Origin of the sequence: Mageeibacillus indolicus UPII9-5 (assembly GCF_000025225.2) — a bacterium.
Lineage (GTDB): Bacteria > Bacillota > Clostridia > Saccharofermentanales > Fastidiosipilaceae > Mageeibacillus > Mageeibacillus indolicus.
In genome coordinates this window covers 966,697-989,062 of sequence record NC_013895.2, presented here as the reverse complement: position 1 = coordinate 989,062, position 22,366 = coordinate 966,697, and the positions used below count along the sequence as shown (strand labels likewise).

19 protein-coding genes and 1 tRNA gene are annotated in these 22,366 nt (G+C 43.7%); 17 read left to right on the top strand and 3 right to left on the bottom strand.

Translation table 11 applies throughout. From position 1 onward, the window contains the following. Positions 1-119: 119 nt before the first annotated feature. The 8 genes from larB to HMPREF0868_RS04375 all read left to right on the top strand — a co-directional run bounded on the left by larB (position 120) and on the right by HMPREF0868_RS04375 (position 6,856). On the top strand, positions 120-959 hold the full coding sequence (larB, locus tag HMPREF0868_RS04410) for a nickel pincer cofactor biosynthesis protein LarB (protein ID WP_012993500.1): 840 nt from the start codon (positions 120-122) through the stop codon (positions 957-959). Position 960: 1 nt separating this feature from the next. Next, a complete protein-coding gene (larC, locus tag HMPREF0868_RS04405; RefSeq protein WP_012993499.1) occupies positions 961-2,364 on the top strand; it encodes a nickel pincer cofactor biosynthesis protein LarC in 1,404 nt (467 codons plus the stop codon). Then, positions 2,357-3,640, top strand: coding sequence for a nicotinate (nicotinamide) nucleotide adenylyltransferase (gene nadD / locus HMPREF0868_RS04400; RefSeq protein WP_012993498.1), 1,284 nt, complete (start codon positions 2,357-2,359; stop codon positions 3,638-3,640). Before larC ends, nadD begins: the two co-directional genes overlap by 8 nt. A gap of 187 nt (positions 3,641-3,827) precedes the next feature. Continuing rightward, positions 3,828-4,169, top strand: a complete 342-nt coding sequence (gene rsfS, locus HMPREF0868_RS04395; protein ID WP_012993497.1) for a ribosome silencing factor — start codon at positions 3,828-3,830, stop codon at positions 4,167-4,169. Positions 4,170-4,303: 134 nt separating this feature from the next. After that, on the top strand, positions 4,304-5,209 hold the full coding sequence (locus tag HMPREF0868_RS07945; RefSeq protein WP_012993496.1) for a ComEA family DNA-binding protein: 906 nt from the start codon (positions 4,304-4,306) through the stop codon (positions 5,207-5,209). Positions 5,210-5,322: 113 nt separating this feature from the next. Continuing rightward, positions 5,323-6,153, top strand: a complete 831-nt coding sequence (thyA, locus tag HMPREF0868_RS04385; RefSeq protein WP_012993495.1) for a thymidylate synthase — start codon at positions 5,323-5,325, stop codon at positions 6,151-6,153. A 59-nt stretch (positions 6,154-6,212) separates the two neighbouring features. Next, positions 6,213-6,743 (top strand): dihydrofolate reductase, encoded by a 531-nt coding sequence (locus HMPREF0868_RS04380; protein ID WP_012993494.1) that lies wholly within the window; start codon positions 6,213-6,215, stop codon positions 6,741-6,743. Positions 6,744-6,780: 37 nt separating this feature from the next. After that, positions 6,781-6,856: transfer RNA gene (locus HMPREF0868_RS04375), tRNA-Lys, on the top strand. A 333-nt stretch (positions 6,857-7,189) separates the two neighbouring features. Here the strand turns inward: HMPREF0868_RS04375 and HMPREF0868_RS08830 are convergent. The 3 genes from HMPREF0868_RS08830 to HMPREF0868_RS04360 all read right to left on the bottom strand — a co-directional run bounded on the left by HMPREF0868_RS08830 (position 7,190) and on the right by HMPREF0868_RS04360 (position 11,695). Next, a complete protein-coding gene (locus HMPREF0868_RS08830; protein ID WP_041705684.1) occupies positions 7,190-7,504 on the bottom strand; it encodes a hypothetical protein in 315 nt (104 codons plus the stop codon). 245 nt (positions 7,505-7,749) lie between these two features. Next, on the bottom strand, positions 7,750-9,888 hold the full coding sequence (locus HMPREF0868_RS04365; RefSeq protein ID WP_012993492.1) for a glycoside hydrolase family 65 protein: 2,139 nt from the start codon (positions 9,886-9,888) through the stop codon (positions 7,750-7,752). Positions 9,889-9,907: 19 nt separating this feature from the next. Then, the gene (locus HMPREF0868_RS04360) at positions 9,908-11,695 is read right to left on the bottom strand and encodes a glycoside hydrolase family 125 protein (protein WP_012993491.1); all 1,788 of its coding nucleotides are present in this window, start codon (positions 11,693-11,695) and stop codon (positions 9,908-9,910) included. Between the two features lie 227 nt (positions 11,696-11,922). Between HMPREF0868_RS04360 and HMPREF0868_RS04355 the strand changes: the two genes are divergently transcribed. The 9 genes from HMPREF0868_RS04355 to HMPREF0868_RS07940 all read left to right on the top strand — a co-directional run bounded on the left by HMPREF0868_RS04355 (position 11,923) and on the right by HMPREF0868_RS07940 (position 22,358). Further along, the gene (locus tag HMPREF0868_RS04355; RefSeq protein WP_012993490.1) at positions 11,923-12,954 is read left to right on the top strand and encodes a LacI family DNA-binding transcriptional regulator; all 1,032 of its coding nucleotides are present in this window, start codon (positions 11,923-11,925) and stop codon (positions 12,952-12,954) included. 135 nt (positions 12,955-13,089) lie between these two features. Then, complete coding sequence (locus HMPREF0868_RS04350; RefSeq protein WP_012993489.1) at positions 13,090-14,418, top strand: ABC transporter substrate-binding protein; 1,329 nt, start codon at positions 13,090-13,092, stop codon at positions 14,416-14,418. Positions 14,419-14,481: 63 nt separating this feature from the next. Beyond that, positions 14,482-15,402: a carbohydrate ABC transporter permease gene (locus HMPREF0868_RS04345; protein ID WP_012993488.1), complete on the top strand. Its 921-nt coding sequence runs from the start codon at positions 14,482-14,484 to the stop codon at positions 15,400-15,402. Then, positions 15,395-16,255 carry a carbohydrate ABC transporter permease gene (locus HMPREF0868_RS04340; protein WP_012993487.1) on the top strand — a complete coding sequence of 287 codons (861 nt, stop codon included), beginning with the start codon at positions 15,395-15,397 and terminating at the stop codon, positions 16,253-16,255. The genes HMPREF0868_RS04345 and HMPREF0868_RS04340 overlap by 8 nt, the downstream gene beginning before the upstream one ends. 6 nt (positions 16,256-16,261) lie before the next feature. Next, on the top strand, positions 16,262-18,241 hold the full coding sequence (locus HMPREF0868_RS04335) for a glycoside hydrolase family 31 protein (RefSeq protein ID WP_012993486.1): 1,980 nt from the start codon (positions 16,262-16,264) through the stop codon (positions 18,239-18,241). A gap of 38 nt (positions 18,242-18,279) precedes the next feature. Beyond that, on the top strand, positions 18,280-18,915 hold the full coding sequence (gene pgmB, locus HMPREF0868_RS04330) for a beta-phosphoglucomutase (RefSeq protein ID WP_012993485.1): 636 nt from the start codon (positions 18,280-18,282) through the stop codon (positions 18,913-18,915). A 280-nt stretch (positions 18,916-19,195) separates the two neighbouring features. Next, positions 19,196-20,164, top strand: coding sequence for a carbohydrate kinase family protein (locus HMPREF0868_RS04325; RefSeq protein WP_012993484.1), 969 nt, complete (start codon positions 19,196-19,198; stop codon positions 20,162-20,164). 382 nt (positions 20,165-20,546) lie between these two features. Then, entirely contained in the window at positions 20,547-21,032 is a 486-nt protein-coding gene (locus HMPREF0868_RS04320; protein WP_012993483.1) for a hypothetical protein, read from the top strand. Positions 21,033-21,173: 141 nt separating this feature from the next. Next, a complete protein-coding gene (locus tag HMPREF0868_RS07940; RefSeq protein WP_049779000.1) occupies positions 21,174-22,358 on the top strand; it encodes a polysaccharide deacetylase family protein in 1,185 nt (394 codons plus the stop codon). The last annotated feature ends 8 nt before the right edge of the window (positions 22,359-22,366 follow it).

Here is a 22,366-nt window from a genome sequence, read left to right as displayed (position 1 = left end):
CAAGTTGTTTCGGCATTCTCAAGGTAAATAAGTAGTTAATTAAAAACGTCAACTTAAATTTTGAGTACGTAATTTACATTGAATGATTTATAATATATGATGTTTTAGGGGGCGTAAATATGGATAAAGCTGCTTTAGAATTTATGTTACAGCAGGTTGCCGATCATAAGCTTTCCCCGGACATGGTGTTAACCAAGATAATGGAGAAAAGCTTAAATTTGGCTCCTCAAGGTGGTGATCCAACGGCTGAGCTGAAACAAAATTTCAGCGGCGGTTATAATGAGTTGGGTTTTGCAAAGGTTGATACTGATCGCGAGCGGCGCAATGGTTTCCCTGAAGTTATTTTTGGCCAAGGCAAAACCGCCGAGCAAATCATTGCCATTTCTAGAGTTTTAGAGGCTAAAGGTAGCAATCTTCTGACAACCAGAATTGACGGTGTTAAAGCAGAGGCTGTACAAACCGCTTTGCCTGAATACGTATACGATGCGGCGGCCGAATGTTTGTGCTTTAAACAACATGAGCCGCCCTTTTTAGGTAAGGTGGCAGTTGTAACGGCTGGGACCGCCGATCATAAAGTAGCGGAAGAAGCTGCTGTCGTTGGGGATTTCTTAGGCTTGAAAATTTCGCGTATATATGATGTCGGTGTTGCTGGTATACATCGTCTGTTAGATAAGGTAAACTTGATAAATGATCATGAGGTTGTCATCTGTGTTGCTGGTATGGAAGGCGCGTTGGTCAGTGTCTTAGGCGGTCTGATTGATAAGCCTTTACTTGCCGTGCCAAGTGGCATAGGCTATGGCATCGGAGCCGACGGGATCACAACTTTGATGGCCATGCTTAATTCATGTGCTTCGGGCGTTGCGGTTTTAAACATCGGCAATGGCTTTGGCAGTGCCTACATGGCCGCTACAATTTGCCGTCAAATTCGGATAGCTGAACGAAAGATTAAGGAGAAGTAATATGCGTACGTTATACTTGGACTGTTTTGCCGGAATTAGTGGCAATATGATATTGGGTGCTCTTATGGATTTAGGGCTGGATTATGAGCAGTGGTTGGCAGAAATTCAAAAATTGGAGATACCTGCTGCTTTTAAATTCTGTAAAGAAACGCGGAAAAATTATGGCATAACCGGTACTTTTTTCGATGTTGAGCTAACAGGAGATGGTGAGCATGAGCACATGCATGAACATGAGCATGAGCATGCGGATGGAACTGTGCATTGCCACATGCATTCGCATATGTTCAGCCATGATCATATTCACTTGCATGAGCATGAGCATGAGCACGAGCACTTGCATGAACACGAACATGAGCACGAGCACGAGCACTTGCACTTGCATGAGCACGAGCATAGCCATTCCCACCGTCATTATGGCGAGATAGTAGCAACTATAGATAAATTGTCGCTACCGGAAAAAGTCAAGGCTGACAGTAAGGCTGTATTCACTACTTTGGCACATGCTGAAGGGGCAGTGCATTCTATGCCATGGCAGGAAGCTGGATTCCATGAAGTTGGCAACTGGGATTCTGTCATAGATATTGTAGGCGGCTGCCTTGCTTTACATATGATGAAAATAGATAAAATTGTGGCAGGTAATTTGGCAGACGGCAGCGGTACAATCGAATGCGCACACGGCATTATGCCAGTTCCGGTTCCGGCAGTAGCCAAAATGCTTGAAGGCAGCTCATTTTTAGTGCGTACGGTGCCGGATGTATACACCGAACTTATAACTCCTACTGGTATGGCCATGCTGAAGACATTGACAACCTATGTCAACACAAGACCGATAGGACGGCTTATACGCGTCGGCTACGGATTCGGTAGTCGAGAAACCGGTCGTCTGAACGCTTTACGAGGTATGCTGATTGAGACCGAGGCTGGACCATTAACCGGCGACAGCATTAGCTGTGAAGGAGAATTGGCCGACCAAGTAGCCGAGTTAAGCTTTACAGTAGATGATGCGGATGCGGAAACACTTGCCTACCTTCAGGAAAAATTGCGCCGTAATGGGGCTTTAGATGTAGTGGCATGGGGTGTGACCGCTAAAAAACAACGGACGGCTCTAAGAATTGAAGTTATCATCCCGACTACAGAAATTGAAACATTTACCAAGATGATTTTCTGCGAGCAAGGCACGGTTGGGTTGCGCTATCGAATTTTAAATCGACGCAAAATGGCAAGATCGTTCAGTGAAATTACGGTTCATGGTTGCCCAATAAAAATAAAAGAATTTACATACCACGATATACATAAATGCACTGTTGAATATGAAGATCTGGCCGCTTTAGCCGATAAACTTAATTTATCTTTACGTGAGGCGCGTGAGCTGGTGTTGCGGCAACGAGGTCAGCAAAATGGCTGATTTAATCGGCAAGGTAAGACGTGTTGCCATATTTGGCGGAACTTTCAATCCTCCTCACAACGGCCATGTGCGTATGCTGCAAGCGGTCGCGACTGCTGCTTGGGCTGACAAGACAATTGTGATCCCTGCCGGTAACCCACCGCACAAAACTGCTCTTTACCGCTTACCGGCTACCTATCGTTTGGCTATGAGCCGGCTTGCGTTCAGTTCGCTTGCCGAAGTATCTCCGTGCGAAGTAGAACGCGAAGGAAAGTCTTTTACGATTGATACCTTAAAACTGATACAAGAACAATATGCGCCTAACGGTGAGCCGCCTGAAATGGGTCTGGTCATCGGGGCCGATTCATTAGTCGAGCTGCCTACTTGGTACAAAGCACGAGATATTATGGCCATGGCTACATTGCTGGTTATCAGGCGACCAGGGATAAGTGAAACAAAATTGAAGGAAGCTGCTGATGGCTTAAAACGAGAGTACGGTGCCAAAATCATATTGATTGACTGTCCGGAGACTGATGTTTCTTCAACTAAACTGCGAGACACCCTGCAGGCGATTTTGGCTAAGCCGCAAAACGTTCCTACCGGTCTGCCGGAGACGATTCCGGATAATCTTCGAAGTTTGCCGATTCCGCCAGAAGTTTTGCGCTTTATTCTTACCAACGGACTTTACGCTTATTACGATCTTTTCGATGGGTTTTCTCCGGACGCTTACTTTGAGTGTGTTGATATTGAACGAAAACTGCGTCGACGCCTTACGGCCGCTAGGCTTATCCACAGTTTGAACGTTTACTGTTTAGCTTTAGCCATGGCCAATGCTAATGCGATAAATAAGGATGAAGCCGGTTTAGCCGCCATTTTACATGATTGCGCTAAACAAATGAGCCGTTCTGACTGTTTACGGCTTTGTCCGGAGCTGTTAGCCAAAGAAGCAGATTATCCGTTTCCAATCTGGCACAGTGATGTAGGTGCGGTAGTAGCTGCAAATGACTTTGGGATTACTTCGCCTTCTGTTATTAACGCCATCAGATTTCATACAACGCTACATGCCGGGGCCACCAAACTGGAGGAATTAGTATTTGTTGCTGACAAGCTTGAGCCGTCGCGCACTTACACTGATTTGTCCGAACTGCGCCACAAACTTTCACGCGATGTTGAGGAAGCCGCCTATTTTACCGCCCTAACGATTGCTAAAAAACAACCAGAACTTGGACAAAAAGTTGATTCAAACATGCTGGCGTTTTTAGCTGAAAAGGCAAAAAAATACGCTTTAAAAGCTTAATTGCATCCACACATATCCCCACGTTTAAAAATAGGTTATAGAATGTGCAAAATTTAACATTGAACGACGGCGGCCGTTTACTATATAATTGAAATCAACGCAGAAGAATCGGACCGTTGATGTACGGGCAGGCTCAGTACTGCCATCGTCGCGTAGCGCGGTTGTATAAGCTAAGACAGGAGTTTATATGCAAGCTGATACCTTAAAAGATATTATTGTTAATATTTTAGATGCGAAGAAAGCATCTGATATTGAATGTATTGATGTTACTGACAAAACCACTTTGGGCGACTATTTTATTATTGTTTCGGGGACTTCCGTGCCTCATGTCAAATCTTTGGCCGATGAAGTTGAGTATAAACTGAAACAGGACTGGCAGGTGTTGCCGCTTCATGTGGAAGGTCAGGCCTCTGGCAGATGGATTTTGCTTGATTACGGCGATGTAATCGTACATGTATTCCATAAGGAAGAGCGCGAATTCTACAGTTTGGACAAACTGTGGTCGGGGGCAAAACCTCTGCATGAATGAAGGTTGAAATAAACGTTGATTATTGCCGAATGTTGAAAATTGTAGAAAATTGTAGAAAATTGTAGAAAATTGTCGAAAATTGTCGCTTAAAATGCCTCTTCAGCTGAGTAAAATCAAGCCACGGAGGTGATAAAATGCGACTCTGGTGGCAAATACACAGATTTTACGAACAGGTGAAGCATTCCCGGCCGGCCAAAATTGCCGTGGCGACGGCAGGAGGAGTTTTGTTCTTAATATCTGTCATAATCGCAGTTTTTCTCAGCACGGCCGAGGACTCTAAACTCGGGATCAAGGCTTATTTTAACGAAAGCGAATCGAAAGATATGCGCGATAACCCTTTAATGGAAGACCGCCAGCCGACACCGGGGAATATTTCCGGGGGGCAATTGGTTGATGATAATGACTTGTATGGTAAGAAAGATCTGAAAAGCAATCAGGGGACTTTCCCGGTCTGTATTAGCGGTGCGGTAAAAAAACCTGGGGTGTATCAGGTTCATGCCGGGGCTTATTTGCAAGAGTTGATAGATTTAGCCGGCGGTTTTACCGAAAAAGCTGATACACGCAGCATAAATTTGGCCGGCAAGTTGGAACAAAATGAGCTTTATGTTGTTGATGAAAAAAACTCACAGAACCGAGACGGCCTAGCCGAACCGGCCGAACCGGCTGAACCGAGCGATGACAATACCGATTCCCCACCCGGAGACACCTTTGCGGCCTCGATGAAGATGCAAAAAGGAGGATATTCGGCAAAGGGCAAAGGTTCTGGACGACGTTCACGGACAAGCAAAGGCCGAAGACCAGCCAAAAACAACCGGAGCAAAAAAGAACATTCTTCGGCTGATCGACGGCAGCGTGTCAACATAAACACGGCGAGTGCTACTGAACTGGCTACTTTACCCGGAATCGGCACTGGAACGGCGCAAAAAATTATTGACTACCGCAAACGTCACGGCAAATTTGCACATATAAGCGATATAACTAAGGTGGCCGGCATTAAAGAGGCCAAGTATTCTAAAATCAAAGATAAAATTTTTACCTAAGATTTTAGCGATGGAAAATTGCTGGCGAATGAGGCTAGTCTTCAGATCGGAGGCTAATCGAAATGAGCAGTAAAATTTTAAATAACTTGAATGAAAAAAATAGGTGACTTCAAATGAGCAAAGTAGATAACATTTTTATCAACAACTGCCGTTATATCTTGGAACACGGTATATCAACGGTTGGTCATACGGTGAGACCGCATTGGCCGGACGGAACCCCGGCCCACACACTTAAAACGTTTGCCCTAGTCAATCGCTATGACCTAAGTGAAGAATTTCCGCTTTTGACGTTGCGCAAAATAAACTTTAAGGCAGCATTGGACGAAATGCTGTGGATTTGGCAACGTAAATCGAACAAAATTGCCGACTTAAACAGCAAAATTTGGGACAGTTGGGCAGGCGAGGACGGTACTATCGGTAAGGCCTACGGATACCAGCTGGGAGTCAAGCATCATTATCCAGAGGGGGATATGGATCAGGTAGATCGTGTGCTATACCTCTTGCGTAATGATCCGTACAGTCGACGTATTATCACTAACATTTATAATCATGCAGATTTGAATGAAATGAATCTTTATCCTTGCGCCTACAGCGTAACGTTTAATGTTACTGGTAATCGCCTCAATGCCTTGCTGAATCAGCGCAGCCAGGACATGTTGGTGGCGAATAACTGGAACGTTGCGCAATATGCAGCCCTATTACTGATGATTGCCAAAATTACCGGATATGAGCCCGGCGAACTGGTTCATGTTATAGCTGATGCCCATATTTATGACCGTCATATTCCTCTAGTTGAGGAATTGATCAAGCAACCTACTTATTCCGCGCCTAAGGTTGAACTTAAATATAGCGGTAATGATTTTTACGCTGTAAACGTTGATGATTTTGTGGTCACTAATTATCACTGCGGACCATTGTTAAAAGGAATTCCGGTAGCAATATGAAAGTTTATCATCCGCGCCGGCGAGAACGATAATTTAAAGTGAAAGCACGAGGTAAACAAATGCAACTTGGTTTAATAGTCGGAGTAGATCGGCACAATGCTATCGGTTATCGAGGTGAACTTCTTTTCCGTTTACCGGAAGATATGAAATTTTTTCGCCAGACGACACTTGGAACAACAATAATTATGGGGCGTAAAACGCTGGCCGGATTCCCCGGGGGTAACCCTTTGCCGGGGCGTGAAAATTGGGTGCTGAGTCGTAGGGTGCATTCAGATTTGAAACTATCGAATTGTCGTTTTTTTGCAGATCTTGAGCAAGTATTAGCGGCTTTGCGAGAGCTTCCGTCCGAGGCCTCGGCTTGGGTGGTAGGAGGCAGTGAGATATATCAGCTTTTTTTACCGTACTGTCAGATAGCTTATTTGAGCGAATTTGATTGCACCGCTCCCTTGGCTGATGTGTTTTTTCCTAATTTGGCGCACGATCCGGCTTGGCAGGTCGTAGCAAAGCAGCCAACGATCCATAGCCGGTCAGGTGTCGATTTTCAAATTGTCACTTATAAAAATTTATCACCTCGGCCGCTATTCTCTTGACAGCTACGAAATATGTGCTAGAATAATAAATGTTGTCGCACCTCTAGCTCAGTTGGTAGAGCAACTGACTCTTAATCAGTGGGTCCAGGGTTCGAGTCCCTGGAGGTGCACCAATAATAGCCTTACGGGAACGTAAGGCTATTTTCATAATGATTGCTGCTTTGTTGAGAGCTTTCATTTTGTCGTTGACTTCTGATCGGGACAGCGGCTTTTTTGTTTTAAAAAAATTAAAAAACTTTTAGTGTAAGGAGATACAGCAGCATATATGCAGCTGTCGATACAACCAAGCAGCAAAATTATTTGCTGAAAACTCAAGCGTTCACCTCCCTCATAATTTGAAGGTGACAATCGAGAGTAGATTTATCAGAAGGGGAGAGAGCTGTCAAAATAAACTCTCCTATTCCTCAATGGCGGTTTGTTGGTACAAAACCAATGAACCGCTTTTTTTATGCAAAAATTTCGGATTCCCAAAAGACAACCGTTTCATATAGATTGTAGAATACAAAAATCGAGTAGACCTTATCACCGGCGCGGGCAGATCCCACACCGGCACCGACACCGACATTGCCTGTTCTGAGGGCACACCAATTCTTGCTGCCGCAGATGTAACTGTCACCGTAGCCAACGGTCTCGACAGCTTGCGTGGCAGCTACGGCTACTATATTCAAATTGACCACGGCGGCGGGCTGTAAACACTGTACGCCCACTGTTCCGCCATCTGCGTCACCACCGGCCAACAAGTGCAAGCCGGGCAGGTCCATTGGCTATGTTGGGGACACCGGGCGTGCAACCGGCAGTTATCTGCATTTATAGGCACCTGTAAATGGAGGAAGGACAGATGCCATGAACTATTTCGGAACGTAAGAAATAGCCATACCCATTTTTGTGCCTCAAGAATACTGAATAATTCGGATATATCCTAATATAACGATTGAAGTAAGCAGAATGGAACGCAAGATTTAACTTGGCTGTGTATTAATGAAAAACGCAATTAACAAATTAGAAGTTAAACTTTCGAAACTGAAGAACGTCCTTCAGAAACAACAATCTGATATTGGCTTCCTTTCCAATAAAAGTTCATTTTTAATGCTTTCCAGCTGGAAGGAAGAGAAGGAGAAAAGGTGGGGATTCCGCTGTCGAAATTGGCCCCCAAGAAGCCAAATAAAATGCTTGACCATGTTTCGCCTAAACAGGCAAGATGAAGGCCTTCTTTTCCCGTATTGTTCATAACTTCGTGGAGATCAAGATAGAGAGCTTTTTTTAGGTACTTTTCGGCAGCACTCTGCAAACCATTTTGTGCTGCAAAAAGCGCATGGCTGGCGAAACTCAAAGTGGAATCGTGCAAGCAACATGGCTCGAAATCTTCCCAAGCGTTCAGACGTTCCATGTAAGTGAATTTCTTTGGCATTCGGGACATTAGGAGCAGTGTATCAGCTTGTTTGATGACTTGATATCTTTGCAGACGATCAAAGCAAACATGATGATAGCTGGCACTATCATCGGTTTTTAGTGTTTTAATGTCAACCGGCTCTAACCGAGCAAAGGTTTCATCTGGCAGATATCTCCCTGTTTGAGAATCGCGGCATTCTTTTAGGTTGTCGCGAAGAGAATGCCATGTAAGAACTTCTTCATCACTGAGAGAAAGCTCTGTATATCGGCCAGGATCCGCTTTCTTGAGTTTTAGGGCTGCATTGATGGCCAAGTCAATGTTGAACTTTACCATACAATTGGTAAAAAGATTGTTGTTCGTAATTCCACAATATTCATCAGGACCCTTACAAAACATGAGGTCGGCGGAGCCATCGGGATGAATAATACAACGGCTATACCAAAAGCGGGCTGTTTCGATGAGGACTTCCATAGCTTGCAAGTAAAAGTCTTCATCGTCAGTGGCACTAAAGTATTGCTGCATTGCAAAGGGAATGTCCGCAGTGATGTGCAACTCACTGGCACCGATATCCCAGCTTTCACATTGCTCAGAGCCGTCGAAGGAGGTCATCCATGGATATCGGGCACCGTAATTGTTCATTTTCTTGGCGTTCTCTTTCGCCTGCGGAAGAGTCTTTACACGATACATCAGTAAGCTTTTGGCAGCTTCTGGATGGGTATATAGGAAGAAAGGTAGCATAAAGAAATCGGTATCCCAGAAATAGCATCCCTTATACCGTGTATGTGTCAATCCACGGGCACCAATGCTTACGCTGCTGTCACGAGCAGAGCAGCTGGTAATAAGCTGAAATATATTATACCGCACAGCCGATTGATCATCTGGTGCGCCTTCAATTTCGATATCAGACTCGCTCCAACGAGAGGCCCACGCAAGAGAGGATTTGGCAAAAAGTTCGTCATAAGTGTCTGAAATCTCGTTGCTCCCAATAAGTGAATCGATGTCTCGACTTGTAGTAATGCGCGTGGTCGCTTCCAAAATAAACTTTTGACCACTTTGCAAAACCCCGCACCACTGCTTTCCAATGCTGTCATCAGAGATATAGTCTTCAGATTTGGCAAAGGAAGAATGGAAAATCATTTGCTCCTTTACGATCAGTCCGGTGCCTAAAATAGAAAAGGTGCAGCTAACACTATCTTTTTGAAGATCTTTATTGGTGAGCTTAGCAAGTTTAATAGTCTCGTGATTTTCTTTTACTTGGTCATCTGGGATCGGGCAGTTGCAGCAAGCAGTATTAATTCCTGCATGTACTGTAATATCAGAGGTGCGCGATGCGGAGAAAGAAAGCTGCTGTACGAGTAGTGAGGGATCGGAGATGCTGCAGAATACCCGATGCTCAATATTTAGAGTGGTTTCACCGCTTTCGACTAAAAAAGACTGTGAGCGAACGCCTGTTTTCATATCTAACGTGCTGTGTACAGGAGAGGAAAGCGTAATAGGGTGTCCATCACATTCGATGCTTCCCCAAACAGGTGTGGGCAGGTTCACGAAATCGGTGATACCGGGTTTGATCTCACCGAAGATGCCGGCAACAAACAGACCTGTCTCAAAGGTGCGCTTTTCCTGCCAGAATGGGAGATACCCACGTATGCCCATGCGGCCGTTCCCAGTGAAGAAAATGCTTTCTTCAAAACTGTCTTTTGTGCTATTTGTTGTAAGCTCAATTTGCCAAGGCTTCAAAATTGTGTCTTGACGCATAAAAACATCCTTCTTTCTTTTATAGTAATGCTTCACGGATAGAATGGCAAAGGAATCCTGCACAGGTAGCGAAAGCTTCGCCAGTGGTGCAGCAACCAGTCACTTCATCAACGCTTTCGCAAGCGATTCCGTTGTCCATAGAGATTCTTCCCAAAATGGCGCGACAATGTTCTACGCGCCCGCACAACAAACTATTGGCTAAACTTAAAATCCAAGGGTGAGGTGCATGGGGACACCCAATTTCATCGATTGGACTGTTAGCAAAGCTGTATTTGTATTCTGGCGAACGAATCATTGCAACGGTGTTGCGGTATACTTCATCGGATGGACTGCAAAAACCGAACAAAGGAAGCAACTGCAGACTTCCCGGCGGCTCGTCATAAACATCATGGCTACCGTTCAAATCAATAGACCATCCGAAATAAGGTTTTCCATCTGCACTTTTTTTAACACAATGCGTGATGATGGCATCTTTGATTTCATCTGCAGTTTCCTCCAGATACGTATATTGCGGTGCTAGTTTGGCCAAATCTTTAAGAGCTTTCCACACAAGAACATTATCGTATGTAATATAAGGGTAAATGTGCTCGTCGTCTGTTGGTTGCAGGAAAGTATCATACAATTTGCAAGATGTGGCTTCGTGCTGCCGCAGGCGATTCAAAATTAGGCTTATGCCTTGAATGATATCGGAATCATTTAAAATGGATTTGTCACCGGTTTTGTCAATGTAGCGTTCAAGCGCCAGGAGAGGTGCAACGAGTTCATCCAACTCAAAGCCTGGCTCTAAAACAGTACCATCAATGTATCGAGAATGAATGCCAAAGTTTCGGCGCTGCCGGCCGAATACATACGAAAGCATTTCTTTGGCACGTTCTGGATCGGCATCCAAAATGGCAGGAAAACTCCAAAGCAGACTGTCGCGATCCCAGTAGGCAGCACTTACGTAGTAGCGAGGACTTCTGCTAGTAACAAGCACTAATTCTTCCGTGTCAAGCGTAATACCGGTTGAGAAGAACATACAGAAGAACAAATTCGTATTGTAGAGCTGCGTGAGTTTCGCATCACCGCCAAAAGTGACGCGGCGCTCTTGAAGCCAAGTCCTAGTTTTTGCAAGTTCCACATCGAAGGTTTGCCGGAGCATTTCTTTGGCGCTTGTTGCTGCAGCAACTTCCTCGAAACCGAGTCCCCAATAAAATACAACCGAGGTTGTTCCATCAGCAGAAATTGTACAGTGATTGGATAAATCGTAGGTGACACTGCCGTCATCAGAACAACTAAAAGAAGACTCTGTTTGCGCATCGGCCATAGGGGCAAAGGCGAACATTGGGAATCCTGCATGATATTCGAAAATCAAGCTACTGTTCCAGCCGCTGCGGAAACAAGTTGCTTTACCACTTAGCGGCTTGTCCTCGTTTACACAGTGCCAAGATGATGCCCAGCATCCATTCAGCCCTATAGCAACATTTTTTGCGCTTTCAGAGGTGTTATGAACCGTTATTTGAATTGCAAATCCACGCTCGCCAATTGGCGGCAGATAAAGCGTTTTTATTTCAAGACTATCAAACTGTGCAGTGAATTGAGGAAGCCAATCATCGAGGCGAGTCCATATAAGTTGTGTTGAAGAAAGGGAGCAATCTCCATCCAAATTAACATAAGGCTGAATCAAAGGAGCAGATTCACTCCCACGAATATCTATAAGCCCCTTTGCAGCCATATACAAAAATGTTATATCTTCTATTCCACCTGTGCTTTCATTGATGCGCGGTAAAGAAACAAAATCATTGCCAGTAGGTAGATACTTTTCCATAGTGATTCCCCTTACAATAACGAAATAAATATGCATAAAAAGATTAAGCGGTTAACTCTGTTGCTGCAATCAATATAGCAGGAATATTTGGCATAGTCAACAATATTTTTTCAAAAATAGCAGGTTAATTTGTTAACTATTGACATTTTACTACCACCGTGGTATTGTAATGCCATGAAAAAAGAGTTAAACGATTAAACAAATTTAGTGAGAATGGTGGAGTCGATATGGCAAGACGTGCAACACTTAAAGATGTGGCGGAGCGTGCAAAGGTCAGTACGGCTACGGTGTCTTATGTTTTGAATGACAAGAAATCTATTTCTGAGCAAACGAAGACCCGCGTATATGATGCAATCCGGGAGCTGAATTATGTTCCTGATCTCAATGCGCGGAGTTTGTCCAGCAGAGATTCAAAGTTGATTGGTATTGTTGTTCCACAGACGGAGCCTGGCAGTAAACTTATGCTACAAAACGATTTTTATAGTGAAATTGTCGGAAGTATCGAGTATTATGCAAGGCAACGTGGATACCATGTGATTATTTCGGCTACAGATGTAAATGAAAGTTACTTGACCTTGGCCAAGGAACGAAACCTTGATGGAATTATTGTTATCGGCATGTATCCAGATGACTTTTACCGTCAAATGAAGAAAATGCAGATTCCAATTGTGTTAATCGATAGTTATTGTAATGATCACTATTATCATAGTATACGGATTGATGACGCATATGGAAGTTATCTTGCCACCAACCATGTGATTTGGTATGGACATAAAAAAATAGCTTTTTTCTGTGGCCAAATCAAGGAAAACGGCGTTATAAAGAAAAGGCTTTATGGGTATCAGCAAGCATTAGAAGAGGCTGGCATCCTATATGATCCCTCTCTTGTTTACGAGGGAAAGGTTGATTACGACAGTGGTATTGAACTTGCACGAAAACTGTGCAAGGGAAAAGGGAATGTTACAGCAGTAGTTGCTACGGCAGATATCTTGGCTATCGGGGCTATGAAAGGTTTTTACGAGCAAGGGGTATCCGTTCCACAAGATATTTCAATTGTTGGCTTTGACGATTTGGAGATATCCAAATATCTTACCCCAGGACTTACAACTGTTCGCCAAGAGATTTCTCAAAAAGGTGAAAAAGCAGTTGAACTGCTTTTGGATAACATTCAAGACTCGGATATGACAAAGCGAGAGGTTATCATTCCAGTTAGCCTTTCCCGTAGAGAAACCGTTCGAGATATGAGGAAGGAGGAATAGAAAAAAGGCTGCACCAACCGCCCAAAGTCTGTGCAACCCAAATCCAAAGAGCGTCTTATTGCTCTTCTAGAATAAGTGTAAGCAAAGAAGAGCAAAAAAATCAAGTGTTCCATTATTTTATAAGGAGGAAAAACAATGAAAAAAGCAATTTCTTACATGGCATGCTCAATGGCCGCGATGCTTGCACTTAGCGCCTGCAGTTCGACGGCTTCGCCTGCGAGTACCACTGCAAGTCCTTCTGAGGCGGCTTCTACCGATAGTACGGCGGTTTCGGAAACTTCAAATAAGCCTGTGATAATTACATTTGCGCAGTATTCCGGTTCTGGTGATAATGAGCAGTATTTGAAACAGATGGTTGACAAATATATGAAGGAAAACCCAAATGTTACCATCGACCTGCAGACCTATGGTTATGACAACTACTTTACGCAGATGACGGCAAAGGTCTCTGGTGGTCAGGCTCCTGACGTTTTCGAACTGGACTACCAGAACTTCGTTTCTTACGCAAAGAAAGGGGCTTTGATGCCTCTGGATAAAATCTTGACGAAAGATGGCATCAAAACTTCTATTTATAATGATATGGCACTGAAAGCCTTCAGCGCTGATGGCGTACAGTATGGCGTGCCAAATAGTTTCTCGAATGTTGTGCTTATATACAACAAGGATTTGTTCGATAAGGCAGGAATCGATTATCCCACGAACGATTGGAAGTGGGAAGATGCAATGGCAGCAGCGAAAAAAATTCGTGCGCTTGGTGATAATATCTACGGTTATTATCATTCCATCTCTTTCAACGAGTTCTACAAGACAGTTAAGCAGAACGGTGGTAGTCTCTTCAATGATGATTTCACCAAGTTTACGATGGATACTCCGAAAAACATCGAAACACTGCAGTACATGGTTGATATGCAGCAGAAAACCAATGTTATGCCTACCGAGAAACAGATGGCTGGCATGGGTGACTGGGACTTGTTTGAATCTGGCCGTCTTGGCATGATCGTTACAGGTATTTGGGCATTCCCTGAATACACTAAGAACTGCAATTTTCATTGGGATATCGTTGTGGAACCCGGTCATACCCAGAAGGCTACGCACTTCTTCTCGAATGGATATGTTATCTCTAAAGATTCTAAGGTTGCTGATGAAGCGGTTAAGTTCATTACATACATTTCTTCTAACCGTGAAGCAACACAGATTCGTCTGGATGCAGGCTGGGAGTTGCCTCCGGTTCAGGACGAAGACATCATCGCTCAGTACAAAGAAAAGACTCCTCCGGCAAATCGAGAAGCGGTCTTTAAGAGCCTTGGTTACCTTGTGACACCTCCTGTTATCACGCAGTATGCAGAGCTGCAGGATATTGTTGGGCAACATTTGAGCGCTGCAGCTGCTGGCACTGTCACCCCGGAGCAGGCGCTGAAGGATATGCAGGCTGAGTGCGAACAGAAAATTGATTTGACTAAATAAATAGGTTTTAACGGGGGCAGGTGGGAGCCTGTTCCCGTGCTTTTATCGGAGAGGTTATAGAATATGAAAAATTCCCGATTGGCAAGCTGGAAAACAGCGTTACCTTTTTTGCTTCCAAGTTTGGCTGCTTTTGTTGTGTTCAGTATCATCCCAATGATTATGCAAATTTTTGTCAGCTTTACCAGTTGGGATGGATTGAGTGAACTAACGCTGTTCAGCGATTTTAGCGGATTCATGAATCAATTCTATGTGGGGATAGAGAACTATAAAGAAATTCTTACGTCAAAAGAGTTTTATCAGGTGATTGGGAATACGCTGGAATTCGTGGTTCTTTACATTCCTCTGATACTTATCGCCGCTATGACTGTTGCACTCATTTTAAATAGCCATGTGAAAGGTGTTGGAGTTTTCCGCGTTCTTTACTATATCCCGGTTATCACATCATGGGTTGCTGGGGCGTTGATTTGGAAATGGGTGCTTAGCCCAGAGTATGGTGCCATCAATAATATTCTGGCATTGTTCGGTGTTGATGGCCCATCGTGGCTTCAAAGTTCCAAGTGGGCAATGCCTGCAATTGTTTTAGCCTCTGTTTGGAAAGATATGGGATACTTTGGTCTCATGTTGATGTCCGGACTTCAGGGAATCAATCAGGAATACTATGATGCAGCAGCAATTGACGGCGCTGGGAAAATTAAACAATTTACAAGGATTACTTTGCCATTGCTGACACCAACACTCTTCTTTGTCTTGATTATCAGTTTGATTAACTCTTTCCAGCTTTTTACACAAATCATGATTATGACACCGGATGGTGGACCACTTGGTTCGACAATGGTTATGGTAGAGCGCATTTATAAGTATGGTTTCCGTTACTATGAAATGGGTATGGCCGCTGCAAATAGTTGGATTTTGTTTGCAATTCTGCTGCTTTTGACAATGGTTCAGATGAAACTTCAGAACAAGTGGGTGAATTACGATGACTAACTCTAAACATTCTTCTTTGATGGGATTAAAACAGAAACGTATTATTGGGAAAGTGGCATTCTATGTGTTGGGGCTTTTTGTCGCAGTGGTCGTCTGTATACCATTTTATTGGATGATCATCACCAGCCTAAAAGGCCGCGGAGCTATTATGAGCATTCCTGTGGAGTGGATTCCCAAAGAGCCAACGTTTGATGCATATAAGAAACTTTTTGCTATGCCGGAATTTGTGAGATCCATTTTTAACAGTTTTTTTGTATCGGTTCTTTGCACAGCTGTGCGCCTTTTGTGCGCCGCCATGGCTGCGTTTGCATTGACTAAAATTTCGTTTAAAGGGCGTAATGCGGTATTTGTAATTTATGTTACGGCATTAATGATTCCATCGCAGATTACCTTTATTCCACTGTTCATTATCATGACGAATATGCACCTTACCAATAGCTTAAATGCGTTTATGTTGCTGCAATTGTTTAATGCATTTGCCATTTTCATGTTGCGGCAAAAAATGAAGACAATCAATGATGCTTACATTGAAGCAGCTGTTATTGATGGCGCAAGTATGTGGCGTATTTTCTTCAAAATTGTTCTGCCTATGAGTGGTAGTACTATGGCAACGCTGGCAATTCTCGCATTTATGGATATGTGGAACGATTATCTGCTACCGTTGGTTTTGCTGAGCGACAGAAGCAAATTTACGCTTCCGCTGCTGCTTAGCACATTGTCCGGCCAGTATAAGAACCAGTATAATCTGACAATGGCTGGTGCGCTAATTTCGATTATTCCTATTCTGGTGGTTTATATTTTTGCACAGAAATATTTCAAGGAAGGCCTTACGATTGGCGGTGTGAAAGGATAAGAGCGTATGTTTGAGTGGGAACCTAATAAGAAAGACAGCAATCTTAAAATACCGGTAAACGGCCAGACAGCTTCTTTGTACTGGAATGATCAGACGGAAATTCTCACTATAAGTATTCCATATTCTGCGGTGTATGGGATGGGCGAACGATATAATGGACTCAACCAGAATAATCGTATTGTGAAAATTGAGGTGGAAGAAAAGTTCTGCAATCAAGGAGATAAGAGCTATTGCCCTTCACCATTCTTTTTCACGGACACAGGATTCTCTTTCTGCGCATTGTCTGGCAGCACATTGATATTTGATTTTACGCAGAAGAATGTCATAACGCTTCATACACCCTGCGGATGTAAGTTTGTGTTGAATGCAGGGACGCCTGCAAAGCTGATTTCCGAGTATATGTCCTTGTCGGGACCAGCAGCCCTTCCGCCCGACTGGATTTTCGGACCGTGGATTTCTGCAAATCATTGGGATACGCAAAAGAAAACGGAGAAACAGCTTGAAATCCTAAAAAAGCATGAATTTCCAGCCACAGTGTTAGTCTTGGAAGCATGGAGCGATGAAGCAACCTTTTATATTTTTAATGGCGCCAAATATCAAGAAAAGCATAATGGAGAACCTTTTGTGGTAGGTGATTTTGACTATTCGGAAAGTGCTTATTGGCCGAACCCTCAAGAGATGATTAACAAACTGCACAAGGCAGGGCTTCACCTAGTACTCTGGCAGGTTCCAGTGTATAAACAGCAGGGGAAAGGTGAAGTCAGAAATCGACAGAACAATCTGGATTGGGAGGACGCAGTAAAACGTTCTCTCTGCATTCGAAATTTGGATGGTACACCCTATAAAATTCCAGAGGAACATTGGTTTCCTGGTTCAATGATTCCTGATTTCACTAATCCGGCAACTTACAAAACATGGTTTGGAAAAAGACAATATCTCCTAGATATGGGCGTAGATGGGTTCAAAACTGATGGAGGAGAATTTGTCTGTACAGATGCAGTAGCTTTTTATGATGGCAGTACTGGCAAAGAAAGTAGAAATTACTATCCGCAGCAATACACAAGTGCCTATACCAAATTCCTTGGCAATAATCATGTCCTTTTCAGCCGTGCAGGCTACATTGGGCAGCATACAACGCCATGTCATTGGGGTGGAGATCAGCAGTCTACAAATGACGAACTGCAGCATGTCCTTTCTGCTGGATTGAGTGCAGCCTTAAGCGGTATTCTGTTCTGGGGATTTGATCTTGCTGGATTTGCAGGACCACTTCCAACATTGGACCTCTATCGCCGTGCAACAATGCTCGCCTGCTTCACCCCGATTATGCAGTGGCATTCTGAACCGGATGGTGGTCAGTTCAAGGAATTAATGCCGGGCGGTGAGGGAAACAATGAGCGCAGTCCGTGGAATATGGCAATGGCTTACAATTCTCCTGAATTTGAGGAGGAAATACGTTATTGGCATTGGATCAGGATGAACCTGCAGCCTTACTTGACTGCGACTGCGTTCAGGTGTGTAGCAGACAGTGTCCCGATGATGCGTCCGCTTGTTTACGAATGGCCTCAGGACAAAGCCGCAAGCAAAGCGGAAGATGAATTCCTTTTAGGGGATGCTGTCCTTGTCGCACCATTGTTGGAAGAAAATCAGATTACCAGAGAAGTCTATCTGCCAGAGGGGAAATGGTATGCCTTTTTTACAGGGGAATGCTATCATGGGTGTCAGACAATTATCACAACGGAAGCTACGAAATTTCCGGTTTTTATCCGTGACGGCTATGCGGTACCTCTACATGCCAGTAATATTGATTCTCTTGGCAAGTCTATTTCACAAAGTTCAGATTCAAAGCTGATTCTGCTTGTTGCCGGTGAAACAGGGAAAAGAACATTCACTACAAATAAATCGGTTCTTACCTGTGAATGGAAAAACGAAGAGGTCAGTGTGTCGGGAATTGCCACAGGCACTATCCAGATTCACCATTTCTGTTGACGGCGAGAAACTTTATTGTTCAGAAAAAGGATTTATCTATGAATGCTATTATTTTTGATTTAGATGGTGTTCTGTGCCATACAGATGAATATCACTATATGGCATGGAAAACAATCGCGGATGAATTGGACATTCCTTTTAATAGAAAAGTTAATGACCAGCTCCGCGGGGTTTCGCGGATGGAAAGTCTCAATTTGATTCTGCGTAATTCGCCGATCCGTTATACCGAGCAGGAAAAAAATCTGCTTGCAGAAAAGAAAAATAATATCTATAGGAATCTACTGCAAAATATTACATCGAAGGATTTAGCAGATGGTGCATGGACAGTACTGGAAAAGCTGCATACTGTCCATATCCCGCTTGCCATCGGATCTTCAAGCAAGAATACACCACTTATTGTGGAAAAGCTTGGAATTGGAAAGTTCTTTGATGTTATTGTAGATGGAAATCAAATTTCACATTCAAAACCAAATCCGGAGGTTTTTTTGTCTGCAGCAGAGAAACTGCATCAGAAACCAAGCGATTGCCTTGTTGTTGAAGATGCAGCGGCAGGAGTAAAAGCTGCTATTAACGGGGGATTCCCGGTGGCTGGAATTGGATCAGCAAAAGATTGTCCGAATGTAAATTATCCGCTTATATCTTTAAGTGAATTGCTTACAATAGCAAGCCATTAGACTTGATAATAAATTGATCGAGGTGAATATACGGAAAATATTGCAACACCAGAAAGCGCCCAATCTGCAAGCAATTTCACAAATCAAACAGAAGATCTTGAATGTGTGCAAGAGGCTGCATAGGAAATTCTTGTGCTAACGGGTATTTGTAGAAACAATATTTTATAACATTGTGGTCGTCCATATATAATGGGCGGCCACTTTTACTGAGGTTACAAAGAGCATATTATTATAACTACCGAATCTCCACTGAACTTCCTAAGAAAAGGGCTGAACAACTATGTACGACATTATTTCTATAGGTGAAATTTTAATCGACTTGACTCAATGTGGCGTTAATGAGCAAGGCGTTATGCTGATGGCAGCCACCCCGGGCGGAGCGCCGGCCAATTTGGCAGTAGCTGCTTCACGTTTAGGATGCCGTGCCGCTTTTATCGGTAAAGTAGGTAATGATACTTGGGGAGAGTTTTTGGGCAATACATTACGAGATAACGGGGTAGAAACGTCGGCTTTGTGTGTTGATCATGAATATCCCACTACTTTGGCAGTGGTTACCTTAGATGCTGCAGGAGAGCGGAGCTTTTCTTTTTATCGCAATCCGGGAGCAGATACTCGTTTGTCAGCTGAAGAAATACCGTATAAACTTTTGGCGCAGACGAAATTTTTCCACTTCGGCAGTGTAGGTCTTACTGCTGAACCTGAGCGCACGGCTACTATGGCAGCAGTTAGAATGGCTAAGGCGGCCGGGGCGACAATAACTTTTGACCCTAATTATCGAGCTGCTTTGTGGCCAGATAAGGCAACCGCTCTGTCAAATATCGAAGCAGCTATATCTTTATCGGATATTTTAAAGGTTTCAGATGAAGAAATGTTTTTACTTACCGGAGAAGATGACCCTAAAGTGGGCAGCAGTAAGTTGATTAAGCGCGGTATCACGCTGGTCTTAGTAACTTTGGGGGCGGCGGGGGCGTGCTTCCGTTTAGGTGATCTGTTCGGTCGGGTTGAGGGAATACCTATTAAGGTAGGTGATACCAATGGTGCCGGCGATACTTTTTTGGGAGCGTTTTTAAGTTGTATAAAGGAAAGTGGTTCAGTTAAGGACTTAACATCGCTTCAACTAATGGGTGCGATAAGTTTCGCCAATAAAGCTGCTGCTATAACTGCCGGGCGACATGGGGCAATACCGGCCATGCCAACTTTAGCGGAAGTCTTAGGTGAAGCCGGTGAAGCCGAGGAAACCCAAATCTGAGCAGTGCCAGGCTAAAGTTGATGGCCTAATCAGTTTTAGCTTAGCCTCCGATCTATAGTTGACGACTCACATATAGTAAATTACAACTTCTTCACAATCTTATGTGTAACATATTTCCATCTCAAAATTCTCCTGTATCGACGCGACGTTAGTTAGCTTGATTTTTTAGACTAAAACACTTGATTTTACGTGGAAGAATTGATGCCAGAATTTCTACGTAGACATGCAAAATTACATCTCTCTAACAAATTAAAAATAGCACCCGATTGCGCTTGTGCCAAAACTAATAATAGGGTATCTTGTAAATAATCTAACTGGAGCCGGGTCGATAATAATTCGAGCAAATTAATAATGACAAATATAAAAATATAGGTGATGTTATATGAATGAGAATGGGCAAAATATGACAGCAGAGCAGAAGAAATTGCGAGCACTATATGAACGCTATGAACGAGATTTCTATGCCAGACAGGGCAAATCTCCAGCGGAAATTGCGCGTAAATTTGCGGAAAATCGCCAAAATGGTGTGACAAATTATTTGCCGCGAGCGGAGGAACTTAAATTAAAGCGCAATTGGCGTTCATATATCCCCGGTATTTTTGAGTATTACACCGATAATCCGGATTGTATTTTCCTTTTCCCATATAAGTATAGAATGACATTGAACGTACTTTTTCTGTTGGTACCGGTGGCATGCTTATTGGTGATTGATCGACCGGCTAAGATTTACTTAGCGGTTTTGGCTGTCGGGGCAATATTGGCTACAGTCTTGCAGCAGGCTGTATTGTTTTATTTATACCGCACCCATAAGCTCGAAGTTCATCGCTATGGCACGACTCCTTATACAAAATTAGGTCGACGGATATGAGCTTGTAAATCAAATTCAGGCTGGGCAGGTGGCCTACAAGCACCGTGCGGACATTTTGGAAATGCAGGACAGACTTGAAGGAAAAGTAAGCAGGGGAAACGATTGGTAAAGATTGTGGATATTTGAAAGAAGGAATAGGTTGTGATAAATTCGAGCTTTAACAGCCGGCATAATAGAGTTTTAATTTTGGTCGCGACAATATGTATGTTGGCTGTACTTACAGGAACATATTTTTATATTACGATGTCGGGATCTGATAAACGGCCCTACAACGGCGCGGTTGGCGACATGTCAAGCCCGGAGGTTCTGCCTTGGGCTACAGAAGTTTACGGTACGGCTCAATTTAGCTTCCCGCTGTGGAATGAAGTTGATTTAAGTGCGGAATCTGGAAGTTCGTTGGTAGAGGGCGCGTTTGAAAATGACGGCAAGCAAGCTGGGAGTGATGGTGACTCGCCTGCTCCAAGTATTTCGAATTTGGACGGCGCGAAGCATAATTCCGGCGAAAAGGCTGAAGATAATTTAGGCAAGGCCGGGGCTGACAGTAAAGAAAATACTAATGTACAAGGAGAAGGCAAAGGGGCTCAACGAGCAGACGGTGAACAAGGCGAGCGTGCTTTCAGCCATACCAATGAATTAGGTTATGTAAGTTTTGCGGTTGAACAGGTTAATTCCATTATAACTGGCAACAATAATAATGTTTTAGGCGATAAGTATGTGTTCTTGACCTTTGATGATGGTATCAATACCAAATCCACCCCCGCCATACTTGATGTTTTGCACGCGCAAAATGTTCCCGGTACATTCTTTTTATGTGGTCAATCGTTGGGCAGGGCAACGGCTCCGATCCTGCAAAGAATTAAAGCCGAGGGTCACGCAGTGGCGATGCACAGTTTTAATCACAATTACAATGAGCTGTACCCTAACCGTCACGCTGATGTAAGAACGATTATGGCACAGGCGGAAGCAACTCAAGCTGCAATTAAGCGTATTTTGGGCGATGATTTTTTCACCCACGTTTGGCGATACCCTGGCGGGCACATGTCATGGAATAATTTGCCGGCGGCTGATGAAGCACTAAAGGAGGCTGGGGTATATTGGATTGACTGGAATGCTATGGCCGGCTTGGCAGATATTCCGGCGCGGCGCCCGACTTCAGTTGAAGGCGTTATGAAATACATAATTCAGTCGATGCGTTACAGCCCGACTAAACAGGTTTATGTGGTTTTAATGCATGACACCGTAGATAAAATGCTGATTCCCCAGAGTCTGCCGACCATCATAGACTACTACCGGAGTAGAGGGTATAAATTTGCCTCTTTGCATTGAATTTGCGT